The following is a 23,074-nucleotide window of genomic DNA, read 5'->3' as shown; positions in this document are numbered from 1 at the left end:
GAACCTGAGTTCGTCTTTTTCTCGCACCATAGCCCTGCTATGCTGCTCCAAAAAGCCTTCCTCAGAACCCGGTACTGAAAACTTTCGCTTGCAAAAATGAAAATTAAACATGCTCTAAAATGGTACCGTTTCCTGCAAAGAAAAACAGGTGTTTTACGGGCGATTACTGATGTTTAACAAAGATAATTCAGAACGATAGAAACCCGGAGTAACCGGATATCCGGAACGGAAATCAAAAATGTACAAGCTGCAGAATTATTGTTTTCTACATGTTTGGTCTTGCTGCCAATATCCGAATACCAGTGGCTTTTTCCTTAATTTCCGTAGCGTTTTACTTCTACTTGTGGGTCTTTATTCTCTGCTAAGGTAAGTTTGAACAAATAATTATAATCCGATTCGGTAAGCGCCGCAATTGGCCGTTTGGCTTTAAAAGCCTCCATGGTTTCCAGTACCGTATTCGCATGACCCACAATTACCACCGTCTGACTTAGGTTGTCTTTCAGAATTTTAGTGGTTAAGGCCGTAAGGTTATTTGCGTCGTATTCCTGCTCCTGAATATTTTTAGCCGCTGCCAAAGGCGCTACGGTCTGACGTGTTCGTTTGTAAGGCGTGCTGTAAATGGCATTAACGGGCAGTTTGCTGAGGGAATCGCGGAGGGCAATTGCCCGTTCCTGACCGGCGGCGCTTAAGTCCGGATCAGCACTGCTGTTGGCTTTTTCGGCGTGTCGCAAAAGGTAAATCGTAGTCGATTTTTGCGGTGCCGGAGCCGGCGTTACCCTGAGCGGGACAGGATCGGCGATCTTCTGGCTACAAGCGGAAAGGAAAAGGACGTTCAGTAGCAGGATAAGGAATTGCAGCATAGGTCTCATATTTGAAAACGAAAAAACCGGTTTAACCATTAAACAAGTTAAACCGGTTTCCGGATGCAGCCAGGTATTATATTGCTGAAATTTAAAAGCTGTATTTAAAAAGCTGACCTTCTTCGTTCGTGAACACAATGGTATTATTATCGGTAAACACCATGCCTTCGGTCTGCCCCACGTTGCCTAAACTAATTTCCTTCGGATTTCCAGACAAAAAATTATTGCCCGAAACGTTAAACACGTGCAGTTTTCCCACGCTCATCAGAACCAACCGGCTGCCGTCCGGGCTCAGGTCCGCGGCGGTAACTTGTTCCTTCATCGGTTGTGTGCTCACTAAGCTGGCGGTATAGTTTCCGGGAGTATCGGGTAGTTCATAAAGGCGGGCTTCGCCGCTTTTGCTTCGGTCTTTGGTAACCAGGTAAAGCTTGCCGTTATGCCAGAAAATAGCCTCACAATCGAAGCTTTGGGCAGGCTTTTTTTTGCCTTTTTTCCCTTTCTTGCTTTCTCCGGGCTCAGGCTTATCGCTGTAAGTAAAACTGATCACCTGGGCCTGGCTCGGGTTGCTGGCCGGGGCTTTGTAAATTTTCAGATCGGTGCGTTTGCCGTTGTTGTTGCCGGTATCGGCAATGTAAATATTCCCGTTAGTATCATTGGTAAGGTCTTCCCAGTCCTGATTGGTAGCGCCCGAAACGGTATACTTTTTCAGTAATTTTCCAGAGCTGTTCACTTTAAAAAGCACAGGCGGCGTACCGCCCGCGCCATGGTCGTTATGCGTAAAAAATGTACCCGGTTCATCTGCTTCCGCCAAGCCGGAACTTTCGGTAACTTCAGAAGGCAAATTTCCCAGATGCGTTACCTGCTGAGCCAGTTTCCAGCTTCCCTTCGAATAAATATTATAGCCATAAATAAACGGTAGCGAAACGACTAAAAGAACTACCAGTGCTTTCCAGAATTTCATATAAATGCTTTTAAATAAGGTCCTACGGAAGGATATTATACGGCATCGGAAGTTCTTCAGGTTATTCCGGATCAGGATTTTCAGGATCAGAGGATTTTCAGGACTTTAGATATCTGGCATGCCTTGAAATTGGTTCTTGTTTTTCATAGCCGGCAAGGTAACCACCCCCAGCCCCTCCTTGAAAAAAGGAGGGGAGCCGCTTTTCTGCTAAGTTTTAACTTTTGTAGTTTTTACGCGGGCTTTTCTGAAAAGAAGAACGGTATACTTAAAGCGCAAAAAGCCAATTGAAAGAAGGAACGCAAAGCTCCCCTCCTTTTCAAGGAGGGGCTGGGGGTGGTTGTGTCTGCCTTTAGCAGCGAAGCCGACTTAAAAGGTATTTAGGACCATGCTAACCACCTTTACCCAATCCTCAGGCTAACTTTTCGAAATTCAGCAGAAGCCCTGTTCAGGAAGATAAATATAAAGCCACGAATTAAGGAACCGGATCATACCCGCTGCTGCCCCAGGGGTGGCATTTGCTTAAACGCTTCAGGGCAAGTTTGCCGCCTTTCAGCGGCCCGTATTTCGTAACGGCCTCCGCGGCATAAGCCGAACAGGTAGGCGTGAAACGGCAGCTTGGTGGCGTAAGCGGGGAGATCATGCGCTGGTAGATCCAGATAAAGGCAAGCAGCAGTTTTTTAAATAAATAGCCCATAATCGTACAGCAAAAAGCTCAGAATCGAACACCAAAAGACCTGTAAAAATGAGAAATTTGGCCTACATTTGTGTGTATTACCTAAAAAAGGATTTTGAAAGGGCTTTAGTTCTAAATAACTCAGGAATCAGGAGCATTTTCAAATTTCCACATTCCCAAATTTCACTTTAATAATTCTATGACCAAAAAATTCTTATCCCTTTTGCTGGTAGCGGCGCTCGGCCTCTCCACCCTGGCAAAAGCCGACGAAGGTATGTGGCTTCCGCTGCTGGTTAAGCGCCTGAACCAGGTAGACATGCAGAAGAAAGGGCTTCAGCTTACCGCCGAAGAAATTTACGACATCAACAACGCCAGCTTAAAAGATGCCATCGTGCAGTTTGGCGGCTTCTGTACCGGCGAATTCATTTCCAAGGAAGGTTTATTGTTAACCAACCACCATTGCGGTTACGATGCCATTGCGGCCCGTTCTACCCCGCAAGCCGATTACCTGACCAACGGTTTCTGGGCGGCCAGCCGCGACAAGGAGCTGAGCAATCCGGGTCTTTTCGTAGACATTCTGGTGCGCATGGAAGACGTAACCGGTAAAGTACTGGAAGGCATTAACGCCCAGACCCCGGAAGCGGAACGTGCGAAACTGGTTTCCGAGCGGATGAAAGCCCTGGCTGCCGAAGCAAAAGGACCAGAGAATTACGTGACTTACGTACGCGATTTCTTTGCCGGCAACGAGTTCTACTTATTCGTTTACGAGCGTTACAACGACGTGCGTCTGGTAGGTACGCCGCCTAACGCCATTGGTAAATTCGGCGGCGATACCGATAACTGGATGTGGCCACGCCAGACCGGCGACTTCTCAATGTTCCGCGTGTACGCCGATGCCAACAACAAGCCGGCTGCTTACTCGCCGAACAACAAACCGTATCAGCCTAAAAAGCACCTGCCGATCAACATTGGTGGCGTAGAAGAAGGCGATTTCTCGATGGTATTCGGTTTTCCGGGCCGTACCCAACGTTTCATGACTTCCGAAGGCCTGAAATTAGCCGTGGAAACTTCTAACCCGGCTCGTGTAAAACTGCGCGGCAAACGTCTGGAAATTCTGAAAGCCGATATGGATAAGAGCGATGCCGTTCGTTTGAAATATGCTTCTGAATATGCTTCCGTAAGCAACTACTGGAAATACTTCCAGGGCCAGAACGCCGGCGTAAAACGCATGAAAACGGTAGAAGGCAAAGTGGAAAACGAAGCCAAATACAACCAGTGGGCTTCTGCCGATGCGAACCGCAAAGCCATGTACGGCAACGTGTTAGCCGATATCAATAAAGGTTACGCCGACCAGAAAGAATACACCCTGAGCCAGGTTTATTTAGGCGAAGCCGCCTTAGCGCCGGCTGCCGCAAAATTTGCCCTGAACTTCGTGCCGTTGCAGAAAGCTTTGAAAGAAAACAAAGCTGACGACATCAAGAAAGCGACCGACGCCATTAAAGAAGCCAGCAAAGAATATTTCGAAGGCTTTAACGTACCAACCGACGAGAAACTTTTCGCGGCCATGTACCAGATGTACTACAACGACGTTCCGAAAAGCCAGCACCCGGATATCTTCAAAACCGTGGAAACCAAATACAAAGGAAACTGGAATAAATTTGCTGCCGAAGCCTACAAGAAAACCTTCTTAACTTCTCCGGAAAAACTGAACGCTTTCTTAGCCAAGCCAAGCCTGAAAACGTTAGAGAACGACCTGATCTTCAAAACGGTTAACTCGGTTTACAACAACTACTTAACCAACATCAACCCGAAATTGCAGGCCGCCAGAAGCAGCATGGACAAAGCAACCCGCCTGTACATTGCCGGGCTTCGCGAAATGCAATCGGATAAAGTGTTCTACCCGGATGCAAACTCAACCCTGCGTTTAAGCTATGGCAGTGTAAAGGATTACGAGCCACGCGACGGCGTTCATTACAGCTACTACACCACCGCGCAGGGTATTCTGGAAAAAGAAGATCCGAAAGACGAAGAATTCATTGTGCCGCAGAAACTGATCGACCTGATCAAAGCGAAAGATTTCGGTCGTTATGCCGACAAGAATGGCGAGCTGCCGGTTAACTTCATCACCGATAACGACATTACCGGTGGTAACTCCGGTTCGCCGGTGATCAACGGTCGCGGTGAGCTGATCGGTCTGGCCTTCGATGGTAACTGGGAAGCCATGAGCGGTGACCTGGTGTACGACAAAGACTACAAGCGTTGCATTAACGTAGATGCGCGTTACGTACTGTTCGTGATCGATAAATTTGCCGGTGCCGGTCACCTGGTAAACGAAATGACCCTGGTAACCACTCCAAGCCCGAACGCGTCTACGGCTTCCACTTCAGCCGAAGCAGCAAAAGCCGACGTATTGGAAAACGTAAAACCAGCTGTTGATTCCAAAACCAAAGTAAAAATCAAGAAAGAAGAGCGTAAGGCGAAAGCCAAAATGAAGAAGTAATTTTCACTCTTCTGAAATAAAAAAGCCCGGCAGCAATGCCGGGCTTTTTTATTTCAGGGCTTTCATTGCTACCACCTCCCTAACTTCGTTGAGGCTAACTCAAGAGAAGCCTGAAATAATATTGCGTTATCTCTATATTTCGTCATCCCGAACGAAGTTGAGGGAACTTATACATACTTCTATGACAAAGCAAGCGTAGCAAGATTTGTCTTACTCGCTAAATCGGAATATGTGGCCCTATAAGTTCCCTCGGCTTCGCTCGGGATGACGAAAACGGTAGGTTTAGAGCCAGAAAAGGCAGAAATACTAAACGCCGACGAGGTCCTTCAGAGCTACGCTCGCAATCTTCGCGCTCCCGCGCTCAATTGTGCTCAGGATGACGCAGCATTATTAATAAATGAAATTCGGTTTTAAAATTCATAACTTCAGAAAACCCAAAACAAGAAATACTTTTCTTTTAGCGTAATTCTTGTTAAATTCCCCATTCGAATTCTGCTTTGTAAAACAGTACCTTTTTATATGAAAAAACTGCTACTCCTGGGGCTTTCTGTTTTAAGTTTAAGTTCGGCACAAGCCGGTAACGACCACGTGCCCGTTGGCGCCCGTGCGGCAGCCTTAAGCAATGCTTCGGTTGGGATTGCCGATGTCTGGGCCATGAACAACAACATTGCCGGCATTGCGCGCCTGGAGAAACCGGAGTTGGGCGTTTTTGCCGAAAATCGTTTCGGGATGAAAGCCTTTACCACGGTAGCTTTGGTGGGCGCCATGAAGGTAGGAAAATCCGGCGGGGCAGGGGTGGAACTTTACCGTTTCGGCGATAAACTGTACAACGAGCAGCGCTTAGGGCTTGGCTATGCGCACCAGATCGGGATGGTAAGCCTGGGTTTGAAAGCCGACCTGATGCAGGTGCATGTGGAAGAATTCGGCAGCAAGCGCGTGGTGGCTTTTTCTTTTGGCGGACAATCGGAAGTAGTGCCGGGACTCGTGGTTGGTGCGCACGTGTTTAACCTGGGGCAAGCCAAACTGGCCGAATTTCAGGATGAACGGATTCCGGCGGTAATGACGGCGGGGCTTTCTTACAAACCCGGTAAAAAGATCATGCTGAACGTAGAAACCGAAAAGGACCTGGAGCGTGACGCCGATTTTAAAGCAGGTCTGGAATACCAGGTCATCGAAAAGCTGGCTTTGCGTACGGGTTTTTCTACTTTAAACCAGTCGGCTTCGTTTGGGGCAGGGTTTAAAGTGCGGGCTTTCCAAGTAGATTACGGCCTGAGCACAGCGAGTCGGTTTGGTTTCAGCAATCATGTTTCGGTAGGGTATAAGTTTGAATAGTATGAAGAGACGCGTACTTTTTTCCCTGTTCGGACTACTGTTTTTCGGCGCTACCGCCACGCAGGCGCAGGACTATCCGCGCAAGGATGTGAACCTGGATCTGCTGGTGCAGGAATTATTTTCGCAGCAGGAAGATTCGGATGTTCCGTACGAAGATATTTACGAAAACCTGCTCCAATTCTACCAGAACCCGATAAACCTGAACCGCACGAACCGTGAAGAACTTTCCTCGCTCTTTATTTTGTCGGAAACGCAGATCACGGCGTTGTTCGGGCACATAAACCGCACAGGCGGCCTGCTGAGTATCTACGAACTGCAAAGCATCGAGGGCTTCGATTTGGTTACCATTTACAAGCTGCTGCCGTTTGTAAGCGTGTATGATGCCGGTTTGCAGTCGGACCGGCGCTCGCTTTGGGAACGGATGCGGGCCGAGGAAAACAATTACCTGCTGGTGCGCTACGAACGAGGGCTGCAAACTAAAAAAGGATTTCTTCCGCCTAAAACCGATCCGGAAACCGGCAAAACCAATTCGCATTACTTAGGCTCTCCGGATAAGCTTTTGCTGCGCTACCGCATCAGCCATACCCGCGATTTCAGCTTTGGCTTTACCGCCGAAAAAGATGCCGGCGAGCAATTTATTTTCGATCAGAAAACGCGCCGCTACGGCTTCGATTTTTATTCCGCGCATTTCCAGTTGTATGACAAAGGCCGCTGGAAAGCTATTTCGGTTGGCGATTACCAGTTACAGTTCGGGCAGGGTTTGGTGGCTGCTTCGGGGTTTGGTGTAGGCAAAGGCGGCGAAACCATCAATACCGTGCGCCGCAGTGATCTGGGCGTGCGGCCCTATACCTCGGTACTGGAAACTACTTTTTACCGGGGGGCAGCGGCAACCTACAGCCTGAGCAAAACCCTGAATATTACCGGCTTCTACTCCAACAAGCGCGTAGATGCAAGCATCAACCTGGCAAACGATACCCTGGACCAGCTAAACGAACAGCTATCAATTTCGGACCTGGAGAGCAGTACTTTGCAGATAACTGGCTTTCACCGCACGCCAACAGAAATTGCCCGGAAGCACAATGTGCGCGAGCAGATCGCCGGCGGAAATCTGGTTTACAACAGCATCAGCAAGAATTTCCGGGCCGGGATTACTTCCATGCATTTTAATTACAGCACGCCGTTGCTTCGTTCCGATGCGCCTTACAATAAGTTCGAATTCAGCGGGAAACAGAATTTACTTTTGAGCGGCTATTACAGCTACAACTGGCGGAACGTGAATTTCTTCGGCGAAGCGGCGCGGTCGCAGAGCGGCGGCATGGCAACGGTGCAGGGCCTAATGGCCAGCTTGTCGACCCAGGTAGATATCGCCATGGTGTACCGCGATTATGCGAAAGATTTTCATACTGCCTCTGGCAGCGCCTTCGGGGAAAATACCCGGAACATAAACGAGAGAGGTTTTTACACCGGCATAAAAGTAAGGCCATTGGCGCGCTGGGAAATTACCGGCTACTACGACCGCTTCCGGTTTCCGTGGCTCAAATACGGCATAAATGCCCCATCGGGCGGCGACGAATACCTGGTGCGCCTGATCTACAAACCTTCCAAAACGGCCATGATCTACGGGCAATTCCGGACCGAAAACAAAGAGCGCGAAGAAGAAACTATTTCCCGAAACATCCCTGGCCTCACCACATCTACCCGCCGGAATTACCTGATCACGGCCGATTTCTCACCGGTGGAAAGACTGAATTTACGGTCGCGGGTGCAGTTCAGCAGTTATGAGCAGGAAGGCGTGAAAACCGAAGGCTACGCCATTGCTCAAGATATCAGCTACGATCTCGGCAAACTTCGTCTAAGTGCCCGCTACGCCATTTTCGATACCGACGATTCGGATAACCGGCAGTACATGCTGGAAAAAGATGTGCTTTACGCCTTTTCCGTGCCATCGTTCGGCGGCTTAGGAACGCGTATTTATGGCGTAATCCAGTACAGCTTCTCCCGCCAATTCGACCTTTGGCTGAAAGTGGGCCACACGCATTACCGTTATCAGGATGTTGTGGGTTCCGGGTTAGATGAAATTCAGGGAGCCCGCCGCACGGATGTTCGCGCGCAGGTGCGGTATCGGTTTTAGAAGGGAATGTTGGAATTGATCTTTAGATATGTTGCTTTTATAGATGGCTGATAAATTACTTGATAGAATACAGGATTGGTATAGAAATAACTGTAATGGAGATTGGGAGCATGGATTTGGAATTAAAATTGAAACTGTTGATAATCCAGGTTGGTCAGTTGAAATTGAACTGGAAGATACGGCTCTTGAAAATGCTCAGTTAAGGAAACAGTATGACAATGGTGCAGAAGACTGGCTGTTTATTGAAATAAAGCAAAAAAAGTTCCTTGGAGCAGGAGACCCCAATAAGCTTAACGAAATCTTCAGGATATTTTTAGATGAAGTTCTGTTGCTCCAGATTGATTCAAGTTTTACGTATCCGATCTTTGTTCCCATCCCCAACATGATTACTCCAGTTTGGAAAGAAGTTACGGCAAAGGTTATTAATGAGAGTACGTTTGAGATCGTCGAAATTCCTGAAACTACATTTCAGAAGTTGCAGATTTTAAAAATTGATGATTTCCAAAATGTTGAAATTGCTAGCTTAAGTGATTTAGATTATAAAATAGGAGATAAGGTTCGGTGTAAATTGAAAGAATTTTTTGAAGGGGTAAAGCCAGTAGTTGTGGAGAAAATTAAGGAATAATCAAGTGTCTAAAATTAAAAGGATAAATCTGGCAGAACTTTGTTTCCGATAGTATTTCAATTGAAACAAAAAAAAAGCTACCGCTTGCTTATTCGCAAAACGGTAGCTTTTTCCTTTAAAAACCAACAGAAAACTATTTCTTCTTCTTTTTCTTAGCCTTTTTCGTGGTTTTAGCTGGCTGTAATTTCTTGAAGGTGATATTGCTACCGGCATCGTTGTAGCCGCCGGCAATGTGCAGGGTATTCGCCGAAACGGTAAGCGGTCCTTCCTCCAGATATTCCCGCACCGACTGGCCTTCGTTTCCTTTGAAAGAGATCATCAGGTATTCGTTCATCGGTCTGGTAATGGAGTACTGGAAAGTGGTTACCAGTTTGCCGTTCTCAAAAACCGAAGCAATATTATCGGGCTTGAAGGTTACGGTTATTTTCCGGCCGGTAGATTCCGGGGTTTTCACGGTGGGTTGCACGCCGCGGCTGGCAAAGCGGGTTTGCTTCCATTCCCAGGTGCCGTTCAGCATTTTTATGGCTTCGGTCTCGGTTTGGGCAGTAGGCTCATTTGGTTGTTCCTGGGCTTGCGTCGGTAAAGAAATAATAGTTGCCATAAGGAACAGGAAGGGAAGGAGAAGATTTTTCATAGAATTCAATTTTGATGAGGAAGGTGCTTTAAAAGGTACAGGCATCATTCGTGCCAGTTTTCCGGGGTAAAAGATAGCATTTTAAAACCTGCTTTTAACATTTCGGCTTTTTAAAAGTTTATTAGCCGGAAGCACCGTTTTACTTCCTTCTTTTATTTTTTATGCTAAAATCTACCGTTTATGAGCGATACCACCATTATCAAGATCGACAGTAAATTCTCGCCCAAAGGCGAACACGGCGAAAAATACCTGGCCTCCGGCAAAACCGTTTCCATGCGCATGTGGGAAAACGAAAAGCCCAACGATGAAAAACCGGAAGTCAGCCGCCCCTACGAAACCGTTGGCTTTGTGATCAGCGGCAAAGCTGAACTCGTTATTGAAGGGCAGCAGGTGTTGCTTGAAGCTGGAAACTCGTACGTGGTCCCCAAAAATGCCCGTCACATGTACCGCATTCTGGAAGAATTTACCGCGGTGGAAGCTACTTCGCCGCCGTACCAGGTGCATGGGAGGGAGGATTGATTCTGATTAATTCTATTTTTAATGTAGCGTAGGGTTTAAACCCTACGCTACATTTTATTTGCCTACCTCTTCACCAGTTCCACCTTTTCTATTTTATCGCCGATCTGTAATTTATGCACTGCCTCGAAACCGGAAATTACCCGGGCGAAGATGCTGTAACGGCCATCTAAATGGGGGACGTAGCTGTGGGTGATAAACCATTGACAGCTTTCGGTATCCTTTCCGGCGGAGGCCATGCCTACGGTGCCTTCCAGGTAATGCAGGTCGGCAAAATCGGAACGGATGGTGTAATCGGTGCCGCCCCAGCCGTCGCCGCGCGGGTCGCCGCCCTGGGCTACAAAGTTGGGCACTACCCGGTGGAAGAATTTACCGTTGTAAAAATCTTTTTCCAGCAGCTGCACAAAGTTCGCTACGGAGCCGGGTGCCTCTTCCACGTACAATTGCAGCGTAATGTCGCCTTTGCTGGTTTTCAATAGCACTTTCTGATCCGGGCTTAAGCGCTGCACCAGTTTCCAGTCGATGGCTTGTTTCGCTTGCGTTTTGGGTGGTTCGGGCGCTGGTTTTTCGAGTAAAAATGCTATCGTTTTCTGTAGTTCAAGGTAGGGTTCCACATCGCGGGGCAGGGTAAGCCGGGCCAGCGCTAATTTCAGGAAGGTTACATCGGTAAAGGTCTGGCGGAAGTTCATTTCCGGCTCCCGCAAAAGAGTGGCAGCCGTGCCCATTAAGGCCACATCGGAACTGGCAATGGCATTTTTCAGGAGCTGGTTGAAATCGGTATTCAGGCTTTCGGGAAAATCGGGTTGCTTGCGCAATCCAGCCAGGGCTTCGATACCATACGTAGAAATTACCGGATCTTTCGCGCTGAAGGTTTCCGTTTTTAAGAATTCGTAGGAAGCTGGGTTGTTACTTAGAGCAGTGAGCAAAGCGCCTTTTTCGTACACGTTGTTGGTTTTCAGGTACAGGCTGGTGATATGCTGGCGCACGGGTTCCGGTTCTTTGCTGGCTTGCAGGCAGGCGCCCAATAAAACTGCACGCGTCCGCCAGTCGGGTTGCATCAGGGCTGCCTGCCAGAAGGTATCGTCAGTTTCCTGGTTTTTACCGGCCAGGATTTCGGCAGCGGTTAAACTTACGTGCGGGTGCACATCGGAGAGGGCTTTTAAAAGCGCCGGTTTGGTTAGTGCGTACTCCTGGTCTTTGAGGGCTCTTACCGCACTTAAACGCACCCGGTAATCCGGATCGGAAACCGCCAGAAAAGTAAGCACTTCGGCGCTTTCGGGCATTTTGGCTTTCCCCAATGCAGTAGTTGCCGCCGCCCGCACGTAGGCCGATTTATCGTTGCGGGCTGCTTCCTGTAGCAAGGAAAAATACCGGCGCAGGTCAGCTTTTCCGCTCCGGGCCAAGGTGTGCGCCGCCGCCAATCGTACCTGATAAGGATGTTCTCTGGTAATTAATCGGGCAACTTTGGTTAAGGCAGGTTCCGGCAAGGGCTTCCGCAGCATGGCCCGGTACAAGCCCCAGGCCTGGCCGCCCTGGGTAACGGTGTCGGGCGTGTCGAAATAGGCAAGAATGGCTATTCCGTTGCGAGTAGCGCATTTTCCTAAGGCCTCGAACATTTCAGCCCTTAAAAACGAGTCGGATTCCTGATCGATAGCGTTTACCAGATGGCTTTCGGCGGTAGAATCGGCAATCTGGCCAAGGGCATAAGCAGCAGCTTTGCGGACCGGCGGCTCCGGATCGGAGAGCAGGGTGCTTAAGGCCGGAACCGTTGCTTTATCCTGCACCGAAGCCAAAGCCAGGGCAGCCTCTTTGCGGTGATTTATAATAGTGCTGCCGAAATTAGTCAGCAGCCCGGAAGCGTTCCTTTCGTCCTGAAGCGTGTAAATGGTGCGCAGGTTCTGGTCGGAAAATTTATTTTTGGCTGCCGTGCTTTTGCCGGCAGGTTTCTGACAGGCAACGGCCAGCAAAAGCAAGCCAAAGCCCAGGTATTTTTTCATAGCTATGTTTTCAGTTCAGGTTGTTTTCCGTAGCATTCAGCCCGAAAAGTTCGGTCTGCCGGCTGGAGCCTTCAAATTGCAGGAGCCATTTTTTGCGCCACAGGCCGCCTGCATAACCCGTTAAAGTGCCGTCGGAGCCCACTACCCGGTGGCAGGGTACTACAATGGCCAGCGGGTTGCGGCCGTTGGCGCTGCCTACGGCGCGGGTGTAGGTTGCTTCGCCCAGTTTCAGGGAAACGTCCAGGTACGATCGGGTTTTACCAAAGGGAATTTCCTGCAGTTGATGCCAGACTTTCTGCTGAAATTCCGTACCAACTGGTTTTAAAACAAAATCAAAATGGCGGCGCTTGCCCTGGAAGTATTCCGTTAACTGGGCCACGCAGTTTTGCAGGCAGGCGGGAACTGCCCGGGTAGAAACTTCCTCCGGCGCTTCGTCAATAAAGCCGATCTCGGAAATGCCTGCTTCGCTGCCTTTTATCTGCAACCAGCCCAAGGGCGTTTGCATGAAATACGTTTGAATTGTTTCTGCCATAGCGGTATTGGTTTTCAGGCTCAAAAAGATACGGTTTTACGCTGTCATAAAAAAAGCAGCTCTGAAAAAATACAGAGCTGCTTTCAAAATGTTTTCAGAATTCCTTAGTGTTTTACCACCAGTTTCTTAGTAGCCACTGCGCGGTTGTCAACGAGTAAAGAATAGAAGTAAACGCCGTCCGGCAGGTTACTTGTATTTACGATGGCTGTGCCCTGGCGCTGGGTAATGTTCACTTCTTTAATAAGGCCGCCAATGGTGTTGAAAATACGGAGTTTGCCACGGGAACCGGCCGGAATGCTGTAAGGAATAGCAGTCAGTTCGTTGGCCGGGTTTGGCATCGGGCTGCTTAGGGTAACGGCAGCATTCAGGCCTTGCTTAACGCCGGATATGGCCGAAGTTGCATCGAAATGGATGGTTACGTGCACGGAATCGGGCGAACCGGAATCTTTAAAGAAAGAGTACCGGATGGTGGTAATGCCCGGGTTATTTAAAGGGGTATAATCTGCAATAAAAGATTGGTTGGTAGTGCCGGCGGCAATAGTTTCCGGGTTGGGCGATACACTCACGAACGGCGGGTAGCAATCTACGCCCCAGCAGAAATTATTTTCCGAACCGCTAACTTCCGCAATCATTTTCCGGGCTACTTTAATGGTTAAAGGCTGGGAACCGGTATTAACAACCGGAAAGGTAGCCTGTAAGGGATTCGATTGGGAATAGCTGCCATACACCGTGGTCGGGGCATTCTGCAGCTGCAGGCCGGACTGGGCGAAAGCTGCAGAGAAAGCAAAGGCGGAAAAAATGGTGAGTAAGGTTTTTTTCATATAGTGCAGTTTGGTATAAGTTGTAACAAAATAAATCTACTTGTTCGGTTTAGAGTGAGTTGTTAAACTAAAAAAAAAGTATAACGATTTGTTTTCAAAGATGTTAAAAAATCTTTACTTTTCCAAAGCTAATTCTAACCCAACCAAATCCTATATGAAGAAACTTTTACTCTTAGCAGGCGCTTTCCTGACCTTTTCGGCGGCACAAGCCCAATATTACTATATTAATTATAATGGTTCGAACCCCCGGGGCCTGAATACGGAAACCGTAGGTCAGAATCCTAACAGTTTAAATGGCTGGAGTACGATCTTTGCCGGCTCCACTGCTACGGTTAATACGCCTACCTGGTCTGCCGTGCAAACCCTGCCGTTCGCCTTTTCTTTAGGCGGTACACCGGTTACCAGCTACAAGGTTTCCAATACGGGCGTATTAACGTTTTCTACTGCTGCTACGGCAGTTCCGCCGGTTAGCAACCTGGCGTTACCAAGCACCGATATTCCGGACAATTCTATTATGGCCTGGGGTATTCAGGCAACTACCGGCGATTATATCATTACCAAAACCTTTGGAACTGCGCCCAACCGGCAGCACTGGATCCAGTTCAATTCTTTCAGCCAGACGGGAAATTCCAGCCAGGGCTTTACTTACTGGAGCATTGTGCTGGAAGAAACTACCAACGAGGTACATATTGTAGACGAATATTCGGACGGTGCTGCTGCTACCGGCATTAGCATTACGGCCGGTATTCAGTTAAACAGCACCACGGCAGTACAGGTGGCAGCTTCGCCAAACCTGCGCAGCCAGACATTCGCTACCAAAGACCCGTCGCCGGTAGATAATGTGTATTACACCTTTACTCCGGGCACGCAGCCGGCTTACGATCTTTCCGTTACCTCTATTACCAATGCCAAATATCCTTTCCTGATCAACGGTCCTTATAATATTTTGGGCATGATCCGGAATTTAGGCGCAACCCCGATCACTTCGTTTACGCTGAATTACAAGGTTAACGGCGGAGCAACCGTATCTGCTCCGGTTACTACCAATATTGGCCCGCTTTCCACTTTCCAGTTTTCGCACGCCATTCAATGGGCGCCTACTGCCGCCGGAACGTACACGATTGAAGCCTGGGCAACGGATCTGAACGGTACCAATGCCGATATGGTACCGGCAAACGATTCAGGAAGCAAAGCCGTGCATGTAATGGAATATAGTACCCCGCGCACGGTATTGCACGAAGTATTTACCAGCTCTACCTGTCCTCCGTGTAAACCAGGCAACCAGAACTTACGCAACATTACGCTGGCAAACCCCGGTAAATCCATCGATATAAAGTATCAACAGGATTTCCCTTCGCCGGGCAATGACCCTTACCAGAGCCAGGAGTCGATAAACCGGCGGGGCGTTTACAAAATCAATTCTATTCCGCGAATGGAAGTAGACGGCGGCTGGGATGGAAACGCTAACAGCTACACGGCAAACATGCTCAACACCGCCAGAAACAAACAGTCCTTTATTGCCATTTCCGGCACGCATACCATTGTTGGCCACACGGTAACCGCCCATGCTACCATCGATCCCATCGGCAACAACCTGCCTAATAACGACCTGGTTGCGCACATGGTAATTACCGAGAAAAGAACGATCCGGAACGTGCGCACAAACGGGGAAACCGAGTTCTTCGACGTAATGAAGAAAATGATGCCCGATGAGAATGGCACTACTGTAGCTCCGCTTACCGCCGGCAATCCGGTTACCTTAAATCAGGCCTATACCTTCCCGTTCCCGGTTCGGGTGCTGAATAAAGATTCGGTAGAAAATGTAAGCAATCTGGAGGTAGTGATCTTCCTGCAGGACCGGGTTACCAAAGAAGTTTTCCAGGCGGCTAAATCTGTGCTGGCCAGTCCGGCAGGGATTGCCGAGAATAACCTGGCTTCTACCTTAAGCGTGTATCCGAACCCTACTACCGGCTTGGTAAATATTACCTTTACTCCGGAAAAAGCGGAAAATGCCGTTCTGGAAATCTACAACGCAGTAGGTGCCCGGGTTTGGAATACCGCCATCAGTGCCCAGGAGATCAATGGTAAGCTTATCGACGCCGACCTTTCCGGCCAGCCAAACGGGTTTTACTTCCTGAACCTGAAATACGGGGAACAAACGGTAACCAAAAAGATCGTCCTGATCAAGTAATTTAAACAACCTGAAGCCGGCCGACTTTTCAGAAAGCCGGTTTCAGGTTTAAAAACAGTACCTCTTCTGATGAAAAAAATAATCTTAAGCCTGCTATTTGGCTCTTTGGTTTGTTTCGGCGCGCAGGCGCAGACTTCCGAACCCCAGGCTACCACTACCCAAACTACCGAAAAAAGCCGCAAACTGCCGGTGGTAGATGTTAAAACCCTGAACGGCAAAACGGTAAACACTTCGGTTTTTGCCAACGATGGTAAACCGGTTATAATCAGCTTCTGGGCAACCTGGTGCAAACCATGTATTACAGAACTGATCAATATTTCGGATGTGTACGAAGACTGGCAGAAAGAAACCGGCGTGAAGCTGGTGGCTGTTTCCATAGACGATGTGCGCAACGCGGCCAAGGTTGGCCCGCTTGTGAACGGCAAAGCCTGGACTTACGAAGTGTACCTGGACCAGAACCAGGATCTGAAGCGCGCGCTGAACGTGAACAACGTACCGCACACCTTTCTGCTGAACGGCGATGGCGAAATAGTTTGGCAGCACAATGCATATGCCGAAGGCGATGAAAAGCGCCTTTACGAATTAGTGAAAAAATTAGCCAACGGCGAAAGTGTCAGCCACTAACTGAAGTTTTCCGGATCATTTAAAACGATAGGTTTTCGCGCTGAAAACCTATCGTTTTTTTACCGGGACAGCTTTTGGCTTGTTATTATTTAAATTGAATTTATCGGATTTTAAAGTTTTACCCTCCCTTGAAACGTATTTCCATTATCGGGTTGCTGCTGGGCTTTTGGGTTGCCCCGAAGCTAAGCCAGGCGCAGTTCCTGAATGATGCCTCCGTGCACGGCGATTTTCAGCTCGATGCCCAGTATTATAAAGAAGATAAAACCATCGGCGCGCCGGAAGTAAAAGAACGGGTTCTTTCGAACGGGTTTGCCAATTTTATCTTTACGGCCGGCGATTTTTCGGCCGGAATCCGGTACGAAAGTTACCTGAACCCGCTGCAGGGCTTCGACCCACGCTACAAAGGTTCGGGTATTCCGTACCGCTTTGCTTCTTACCAGAAAGATAATTTTCAGATTACGGTGGGGAATTATTACGAACAGTTTGGCAGCGGCCTTATTTTCCGGACCTACGAGGAGCGGGGCCTGGGCTTCGACAATTCCATGGACGGCATCCGGGTGAAATACAAGCCGGCGAACGGCGTGCGCTTAACGGGGATTTTAGGCCGGCAACGTGCTTTCTTTGACCTGGGCGAAGGCATTGTGCGGGGCGCCGATGCCGAAATTAGCCTGAATGAGGTGCACGAAAAATTTGCCGACCTGAAAACCAACATTACTTTTGGGGGCTCTTTTATCAGCAAATTTCAGGAAGACCAGAACCCGGATTTCAATTTACCCGAGAACGTGGGTGCCGGGGCCGCGCGCCTGAGTCTGAGCCGGGGCGGGGTAACCCTTTTCGGAGAATATGCCTACAAAGCCAACGACCCTTCAACCATGAACCAGTTCAACTACCGGCCGGGTCAGGCTTTGCTTGTTACGGCCAGTTATTCGGAGCAGGGCTTAGGGGTTTCTTTAGGCGCGAAGCGGGTAGATAATATGGATTTCCGCTCCGACCGCAATGCCAACGGCAACGTGCTGATGCTGAATTTTCTGCCGCCCTTAACCAAACAACATACCTACAACCTGCCGGCTTCCATTTACCCATACGCTACCCAGCCGCTCGGCGAAATGTCGTACCAGGGCGAGGTTAGCTACAATTTCAAACGCGAATCGGTGCTGGGCGGCAAGTACGGGACCAACATTGCCTTTAACTATTCGGCCGTGCATGCTCCGCAACGCGATTCGGTAAGTAACGGGGAAAGCAACCGCCGGTACTTCACTTCCGATTTTTTTAAGTTCGGCAAACAGAAATATTTCCACGATTTTAATGTAGAGATCCAAAAGAAATTCTCTTCCAAACTGAAAGGAACCTTTACCTACCTGAACTTCTATTACGACATCGATGTGGTGCAGGGCCTGGTTGGCCGGGGAACGGTAAACGCGAATATGGGCGTGGTAGATCTTACGTATAAGTTCAATTCCAACCATTCGGTCCGGACAGAATTGCAGGCACTGCAAACCGAAGATGATCAGGGCGACTGGGGCATGGCCTTGGTGGAATACACCGTGGCACCGCATTGGTTTGTGGCTGTAATGGACCAGTACAACTACGGCAATCCGGAAAAAGATAAAAAGGTGCATTACCCGACCGGGACCGTAGGCTATAACCGGAATACCAGCCGCATTTCGCTTTCGTACGGCCGCCAGCGGGCAGGTATTGTGTGCGTGGGCGGCGTTTGCCGGAACGTACCGGCTTCCAATGGTTTACTCCTTTCTATTACCAGCAGTTTTTAAGTTTTAAGATGAAATCGATAGCATTTTATATCAGTACCGCATTTCTGGGAGCCAGCTTGCTTTTCGGTTGCGACACCATCGACAACCCGTACCCAGAACTGGCAGACAAGCCGGCACTGAGCGATACCCAGGCCATGGATTCGGCCGAAGCCGCGCATGATTCTATTTTAGGCCCGGTTACCCCGGTTCAGAAAGTTCTACTGGAAGATTATACCGGCCATACCTGCGGCAACTGCCCGGGCGCGGCCCTGATGGCGAAAGACCAGCAAAGGCAACACGGCGACCGGTTGGTGGTAGTAGCCGTGCACGCCGGTTATTTTGCCAAATACAACAAAGCACCTTATACCACTAATTTCACCACACCGGAAGGCGAAGAATGGGCAACCAGTTTTGGCGTGATCTCCAACCCGAACGGAATGGTGAACCGGGCCAAAGGCGGAACGTCGAATTCGGTAGTGCAGGGAGTAAGCAACTGGCCGGCTTCCATTGCTTCGCAAATGAGCGAAACGCCGCAGGTTGGCATGACGCTTACTACGCTTTACAAGCCGGAAAGCCGTAAGGTAAACATTAAAGTACGTTCGAAGTATTTATCCGATCTGTCGGGGAAATACAACCTGATGGTGGTGATTACGGAAGACAGCATCGTAAATTGGCAGAAGAACTACGGTCAGGCGGCCGGGGGAGATCCTGCCTACCCGGTTGGCGATGTGAACTATTACGTGCACCCGCACGCCATGCGATCGGTTTTAACCGGAACTTGGGGCAAACCAAATAAGGAAGCCCCTAAAGCCGGAGAAGTTACTGAAGCCTATTTTTCTGCCACCCTTGATCCTGCCTGGAATGCCAGGAATTGCTCGGTAGTGGCCTTTATAGTGGATGAAGCCAGCCGGGAAGTAATTCAGGTAGAAGAAGTGCATTTAAAGTAATAAAGCTAAGCAATAAACAAAAAGCCGCTCCGGGGATTCCGGAGCGGCTTTTTGTTTTACAATTTCCCGGATTTAACTTTTGTATTCTCAGTTACAGGGAAACAGTGTAGACGTAAAATTATGCGGCTTTGTGCCTCGGGTTCTTATTTTGTTTTAATGTACTGCGCCAACGATTCCTTCGTGATCTTTAAAGGCGTTTTGGATTTTGACATTGCACCGGGGACATCTAATGTCAGACCTTCGCCATCCGCGCTGCAAACATTGTGCATCAGAAATGGCATGCCCATAACCGGAACAATACTGACTACTGCAACATTTGGCTCACTGTTCATTACAGCTTTTTCAATGGCAGCATTGTCTACAATCTGGAAAGGATAAGGGTAAACGGTTTTTATTGTTTTCTCGGTGAGGCCAGGTGCCAGGTAAGCATTATCCAGCAATAAGGTTTTAGTAGCCAGCTTCTGGATTCCCTGCGCATGCTGTTCTTTTTTGGAGGCCTTATTGTCAAGATTTTTGTACATATACTGCAGGTGTTTCACCGCCAGTGCCAGTTCGGCATCTGTCTGATCGCTTCCTTTCATGGTGGCATAACCAGAAGGAGGTGCCGACGGTTTTTCAATGAACCGGATCTCGAGTGCTGCGGTAGTCCATTGCATACCCGGTCCATACTTAACTGCATCGCTGCCTTTATTTTCCGTGAGCTTTTCATTCCGGAATTCCAGATAAGCAAATTCCTTTGTTTTCGTCTTTTGAAGAGCCTTTACCTCAGCTTCGGGCTTAAATATTACGGATTTGGATAAGGTCCAGAACTGGGGAGCAATCCGCTGGATTTTCTCATTATAGGCAACAATGTCAGCTTTGTAAGATGCTAATTGCGGAGGTTGCTTTTTAAGTTTTTCTACCATTTTAGGATCTTCCTCCCGCAAAACCACGATCATGGTTCTTGCTTTTACTTTTTCGGCATCTTCCTTATCAGGCAAACCCAGAACGAGCTGGGCGGAGGCCGCCAGCTGAAATCCCAATAAAACGAATAGCGTCGTAAAAATTTTCTTCATATACAATTCTTTAGCTTGTTGAAATAACAAATAAAAGAATTGTAATTGAATTTCCAAGCCCTTAACCAATTAACCCGAATTGCCGGAAATGGTGGGTGAAATGTTTGCGCTGGAATTGCTGCCATTCTTCGTAGTTCAGGTGGCCGAAGAAGGGGTGCATAGGGGTAGCTTCCGGGTTCTCCTGGAAAAAGCGCTGGAAGCTTTCAATGGCGGCAAGGAGTTTGGTTTTGGCCGTTTCCAGATCTTCAAAACGCAGAGGCGCCAGCCCATCGCCGATAAACTGGTTCGGAATATTCTGAGCAAATGGCTTTTCGCTCATCAGGAACTGGCGATAGGCGGGCAAATGTTCTTCGGGCGTTACGCACGGCAAGGCTTTTTTACTGTTTACCATTACCAGCGTATTCCCTAAATGCTCGAGCATGTGCTGAGGCGTCATAATGCCCCAGGCCGGTTTGGTTTCGGCAGTCAGTTTTTCGAGGTAAAACGGTACCGATTTCAGGTCGAAAGCCGGGGTAGCGGTTTGGGTATTTTCCATGGTTATTTCTGTTCAGGATTATTCGGTTCAGGTTTCTGTTTCTGCAAGTTACGGATTTCAGGGAAAAAGAAAAGTCCTTCCGGAATGGCTTCCGGAAGGACTTTTTTAACTTTAAAGGCTACTGTTTTATTAAGCAGTTACCTGAGCATCTAATTTCTGAGCCAGTACGTTTTTCGGCACCGCGCCTACTTGTTTGTCTACTACCTGGCCGTTTTTGAAAACCAGCAGGGTAGGAATGCTCCGGATACCAAATTTGGCAGAAGTCTGCGGGTTGGCATCTACGTCAACTTTACCGATTACGGCTTTGCCTTCGTATTCGCCGGCCAGTTCTTCTACGATCGGGCCAACCATGCGGCATGGTCCGCACCATTCGGCCCAGAAGTCTACCAGTACCGGTTTATCAGAATTGATGATCTCATCGAAGTTTGCGTCGGTAATTTCAATTGCTTTATGTCCCATAAGAAGGATTTTAATGGATGAATGATTTACAATTATACGAATTATACGTATTCGCTGCAGAACGTTCGGCAAAAAAACGGCCAAAGCGTTAAATCTGCCATTGTGGCCGGACTCTTTCAGCTCCTTTAACCTTTACTATTCAGGATAACGACTTAGTGGTGCCGATATTTTAAATATTTCTTCAGCCTTCCTTGATCCTGATGCCCGACTGTAAGGAAGATGATTAAGAAGCTATCCTGGCAGGGAAAAAGCTGAATAACAATTCCCCTCCTCGGAGTAGGGGCAATGCTGTCTGCTTAAGAAATTACTGCGGTTTCCGTTGACTAAAGTCAACGGCAATAGAGACAACAAAAACAGAAATTTGAATTCTACTTTTAAGAATCTTGCTATCCATTGCCGTTGACTTTAGTCAACGGGATTTCTAGTACCGAACAAAACCGTTTTCAGCGGCACCTCAGCTCATTTTTTCGTTTTTGCAGGCAATACCAATTACCCACCCCTAACCCCTCCGAGGAGGGGAATTATCTAATAAGCCTTTTTCCTTCAAAGTTAGGCTTAAGAAGAAGCAAACTCTTACCGAATAACATTCAGTTTCCCGGCATTGCGTACCGCGCCGTTCTGGTCCAGCAACTGCCAGCTGTAAAGCCCGTTTTTCAGTTGCGCTGGCAAAGCTAATGTCTGTTTTATCGCGCCCGCATTTTTAATGGTCTGCACAAAAGTTTCCCGGCCGGTAATATCTGTCAGGCGAAGCTGCCAGTTGCCGGTTTCGGGTTTGGCGAAGGCAAGCGTAAGCGTGGAGCTATTGGTTGGGTTCGGATACAATTGCACCGGAAGTTTGGCGGCCTGCTCTTTGGTGGTTGCGCCAACAATCGAAACGCTGTTGTCGGAAACGATAAATTGTGGCGTGGTAAAATTGTTGTCGCCGAAGTCGAATACCATCAGGGGCTGCATGGCATTTTCGCGGTAGAATTTGTATTTGTTGTTTCTTCTGATCTGGCCTTGCGTTACGCCTAGCGGGCCTAGTAATAAAGGCGAAGCCGGCGCGCCGTTCAGGTAAAAACTGTCTACCGCTACTTCCACGCGTTTTATCATCAGGGCCTGGTAGGGTGCGCTCGGATAGGGGCCTGCCAACGAGGCTACCGGTACGCGCATGCTTCCCCAGCCAACCACTGAATCGGTTAGGGTTACATAAGAGCGTCTTTGCATCGGCGCCTTGTTCAGCATGGCCATGGCCACGGTAATCTGGGCGTTCAGGATATGCTTGTGGGTAGTTTGCCAGCCGGAGTTAATGGTAGCCGGAAATTGCAGGTAAGTATCGGTTGCCGGTAAGGTATAACTCTGAGCCTGGAAGATCAGCGAATCGTTTGCGCCGCCGGTAAACTGCGCCAGGGAATAACGCTGCAATTTCACTTCATGCCCCACCACTCCAAAGTTTGTAGACGTACCCTTTAAATAAGCCTGGTAATAATAAACCCAGCCGGGCACGAGCTCGCCGGCAGCCGGCTTTTCAATGGCTCCCGGAAATTGGGCGTTTACCGAATTGTTATAGGGGATGTTTCCGGAGCCGGTTAAGGCCATGTTGCCGTAGTTCCAGGTCTGGTTCGCTCCCCGGGTTGGTACTGGAGTACTTAGATCGCCCTGGTTTTCAATTCTGGTACCGGCGGTTACTGGAACGTTGGCGCTGGTCAGGGTTATCTGGGCTTGCACGCCGGCAGCTAAAGAGGTAGCTAAAAGGCTGAGTATAATTCTTTTCATAGTTTTTTGAAAGCAAATTATAGCGTTTTAACAAAATATGCAAACGGATGTTAACGCTTACGTGAATTGTTGACAAATTCAGCTTAATTTTGTTCAGGTAAAGGTGGTTGAAAGCAGGTAGCTTATGCATGTACGGGTACATTGTTCCGGGCTTTCCGTTGCTTACCTTTCCTTA

The 23,074-nt window shown here is 48.6% G+C and carries 20 protein-coding genes; 9 read left to right on the top strand and 11 right to left on the bottom strand.

The features are described 5' to 3' along the window. Positions 1-314: 314 nt before the first annotated feature. The 3 genes from F0P94_RS10035 to yidD all read right to left on the bottom strand — a co-directional run bounded on the left by F0P94_RS10035 (position 315) and on the right by yidD (position 2,515). Complete coding sequence (locus tag F0P94_RS10035; protein ID WP_191907003.1) at positions 315-860, bottom strand: phosphoglycerate mutase family protein; 546 nt, start codon at positions 858-860, stop codon at positions 315-317. A gap of 91 nt (positions 861-951) precedes the next feature. Continuing rightward, positions 952-1,821 (bottom strand): SdiA-regulated/phytase-like domain-containing protein, encoded by an 870-nt coding sequence (locus tag F0P94_RS10030; protein WP_150903752.1) that lies wholly within the window; start codon positions 1,819-1,821, stop codon positions 952-954. A 472-nt stretch (positions 1,822-2,293) separates the two neighbouring features. Further along, a complete protein-coding gene (yidD, locus tag F0P94_RS10025; protein ID WP_150903751.1) occupies positions 2,294-2,515 on the bottom strand; it encodes a membrane protein insertion efficiency factor YidD in 222 nt (73 codons plus the stop codon). 178 nt (positions 2,516-2,693) lie between these two features. On the opposite strand from yidD, the gene F0P94_RS10020 reads away from it, so the two are divergent. The 4 genes from F0P94_RS10020 (at position 2,694) to F0P94_RS10005 (ending at position 9,082) form a co-directional block, all read left to right on the top strand. Then, positions 2,694-4,994, top strand: a complete 2,301-nt coding sequence (locus tag F0P94_RS10020; RefSeq protein ID WP_191907002.1) for a S46 family peptidase — start codon at positions 2,694-2,696, stop codon at positions 4,992-4,994. 519 nt (positions 4,995-5,513) lie between these two features. Beyond that, positions 5,514-6,326 carry a PorV/PorQ family protein gene (locus F0P94_RS10015; protein ID WP_150903750.1) on the top strand — a complete coding sequence of 271 codons (813 nt, stop codon included), beginning with the start codon at positions 5,514-5,516 and terminating at the stop codon, positions 6,324-6,326. Between the two features lies 1 nt (position 6,327). Further along, on the top strand, positions 6,328-8,457 hold the full coding sequence (locus F0P94_RS10010) for a helix-hairpin-helix domain-containing protein (protein ID WP_150903749.1): 2,130 nt from the start codon (positions 6,328-6,330) through the stop codon (positions 8,455-8,457). 43 nt (positions 8,458-8,500) lie between these two features. After that, complete coding sequence (locus F0P94_RS10005; protein WP_150903748.1) at positions 8,501-9,082, top strand: immunity 53 family protein; 582 nt, start codon at positions 8,501-8,503, stop codon at positions 9,080-9,082. A 133-nt stretch (positions 9,083-9,215) separates the two neighbouring features. On the opposite strand, the gene F0P94_RS10000 is transcribed toward F0P94_RS10005, so the two are convergent. Beyond that, positions 9,216-9,716, bottom strand: coding sequence for a hypothetical protein (locus F0P94_RS10000; protein WP_150903747.1), 501 nt, complete (start codon positions 9,714-9,716; stop codon positions 9,216-9,218). Between the two features lie 180 nt (positions 9,717-9,896). Between F0P94_RS10000 and F0P94_RS09995 the strand changes: the two genes are divergently transcribed. Then, complete coding sequence (locus F0P94_RS09995; protein ID WP_150903746.1) at positions 9,897-10,235, top strand: cupin domain-containing protein; 339 nt, start codon at positions 9,897-9,899, stop codon at positions 10,233-10,235. Positions 10,236-10,297: 62 nt separating this feature from the next. Here the strand turns inward: F0P94_RS09995 and F0P94_RS09990 are convergent, their stop codons facing one another. The 3 genes from F0P94_RS09990 to F0P94_RS09980 form a co-directional block, all read right to left on the bottom strand. Next, the gene (locus F0P94_RS09990; protein WP_150903745.1) at positions 10,298-12,229 is read right to left on the bottom strand and encodes a peptidylprolyl isomerase; all 1,932 of its coding nucleotides are present in this window, start codon (positions 12,227-12,229) and stop codon (positions 10,298-10,300) included. Positions 12,230-12,239: 10 nt separating this feature from the next. Beyond that, positions 12,240-12,761 (bottom strand): methylated-DNA--[protein]-cysteine S-methyltransferase, encoded by a 522-nt coding sequence (locus tag F0P94_RS09985; protein ID WP_225307185.1) that lies wholly within the window; start codon positions 12,759-12,761, stop codon positions 12,240-12,242. A 104-nt stretch (positions 12,762-12,865) separates the two neighbouring features. Further along, complete coding sequence (locus F0P94_RS09980; RefSeq protein ID WP_150903744.1) at positions 12,866-13,582, bottom strand: T9SS type A sorting domain-containing protein; 717 nt, start codon at positions 13,580-13,582, stop codon at positions 12,866-12,868. 154 nt (positions 13,583-13,736) lie between these two features. Between F0P94_RS09980 and F0P94_RS09975 the strand changes: the two genes are divergently transcribed. From F0P94_RS09975 to F0P94_RS09960, 4 genes are all read left to right on the top strand, one after another. After that, positions 13,737-15,773 carry a T9SS type A sorting domain-containing protein gene (locus F0P94_RS09975; RefSeq protein ID WP_191907001.1) on the top strand — a complete coding sequence of 679 codons (2,037 nt, stop codon included), beginning with the start codon at positions 13,737-13,739 and terminating at the stop codon, positions 15,771-15,773. Between the two features lie 69 nt (positions 15,774-15,842). After that, positions 15,843-16,397, top strand: a complete 555-nt coding sequence (locus F0P94_RS09970) for a TlpA family protein disulfide reductase (protein WP_150903742.1) — start codon at positions 15,843-15,845, stop codon at positions 16,395-16,397. 128 nt (positions 16,398-16,525) lie between these two features. After that, positions 16,526-18,169 (top strand): DUF6029 family protein, encoded by a 1,644-nt coding sequence (locus F0P94_RS09965; protein ID WP_150903741.1) that lies wholly within the window; start codon positions 16,526-16,528, stop codon positions 18,167-18,169. Positions 18,170-18,177: 8 nt separating this feature from the next. Further along, positions 18,178-19,095: an Omp28-related outer membrane protein gene (locus tag F0P94_RS09960; protein ID WP_150903740.1), complete on the top strand. Its 918-nt coding sequence runs from the start codon at positions 18,178-18,180 to the stop codon at positions 19,093-19,095. 143 nt (positions 19,096-19,238) lie between these two features. Here F0P94_RS09960 and F0P94_RS09955 read toward each other — a convergent pair whose 3' ends face one another. The 4 genes from F0P94_RS09955 to F0P94_RS09940 form a co-directional block, all read right to left on the bottom strand. Next, positions 19,239-20,207: a hypothetical protein gene (locus F0P94_RS09955; RefSeq protein WP_150903739.1), complete on the bottom strand. Its 969-nt coding sequence runs from the start codon at positions 20,205-20,207 to the stop codon at positions 19,239-19,241. Between the two features lie 4 nt (positions 20,208-20,211). Further along, positions 20,212-20,685, bottom strand: coding sequence for a DUF1569 domain-containing protein (locus tag F0P94_RS09950; RefSeq protein WP_150903738.1), 474 nt, complete (start codon positions 20,683-20,685; stop codon positions 20,212-20,214). A 129-nt stretch (positions 20,686-20,814) separates the two neighbouring features. Beyond that, positions 20,815-21,144, bottom strand: a complete 330-nt coding sequence (trxA, locus tag F0P94_RS09945; RefSeq protein WP_150903737.1) for a thioredoxin — start codon at positions 21,142-21,144, stop codon at positions 20,815-20,817. 573 nt (positions 21,145-21,717) lie between these two features. Next, on the bottom strand, positions 21,718-22,899 hold the full coding sequence (locus F0P94_RS09940; protein ID WP_150903736.1) for a T9SS type A sorting domain-containing protein: 1,182 nt from the start codon (positions 22,897-22,899) through the stop codon (positions 21,718-21,720). Positions 22,900-23,074: the final 175 nt, after the last annotated feature.

Origin of the sequence: Adhaeribacter soli, assembly GCF_008727925.1 — a bacterium.
Lineage (GTDB): Bacteria > Bacteroidota > Bacteroidia > Cytophagales > Hymenobacteraceae > Adhaeribacter_A > Adhaeribacter_A soli.
This window is presented reverse-complemented; position numbering and strand designations above follow the sequence as displayed.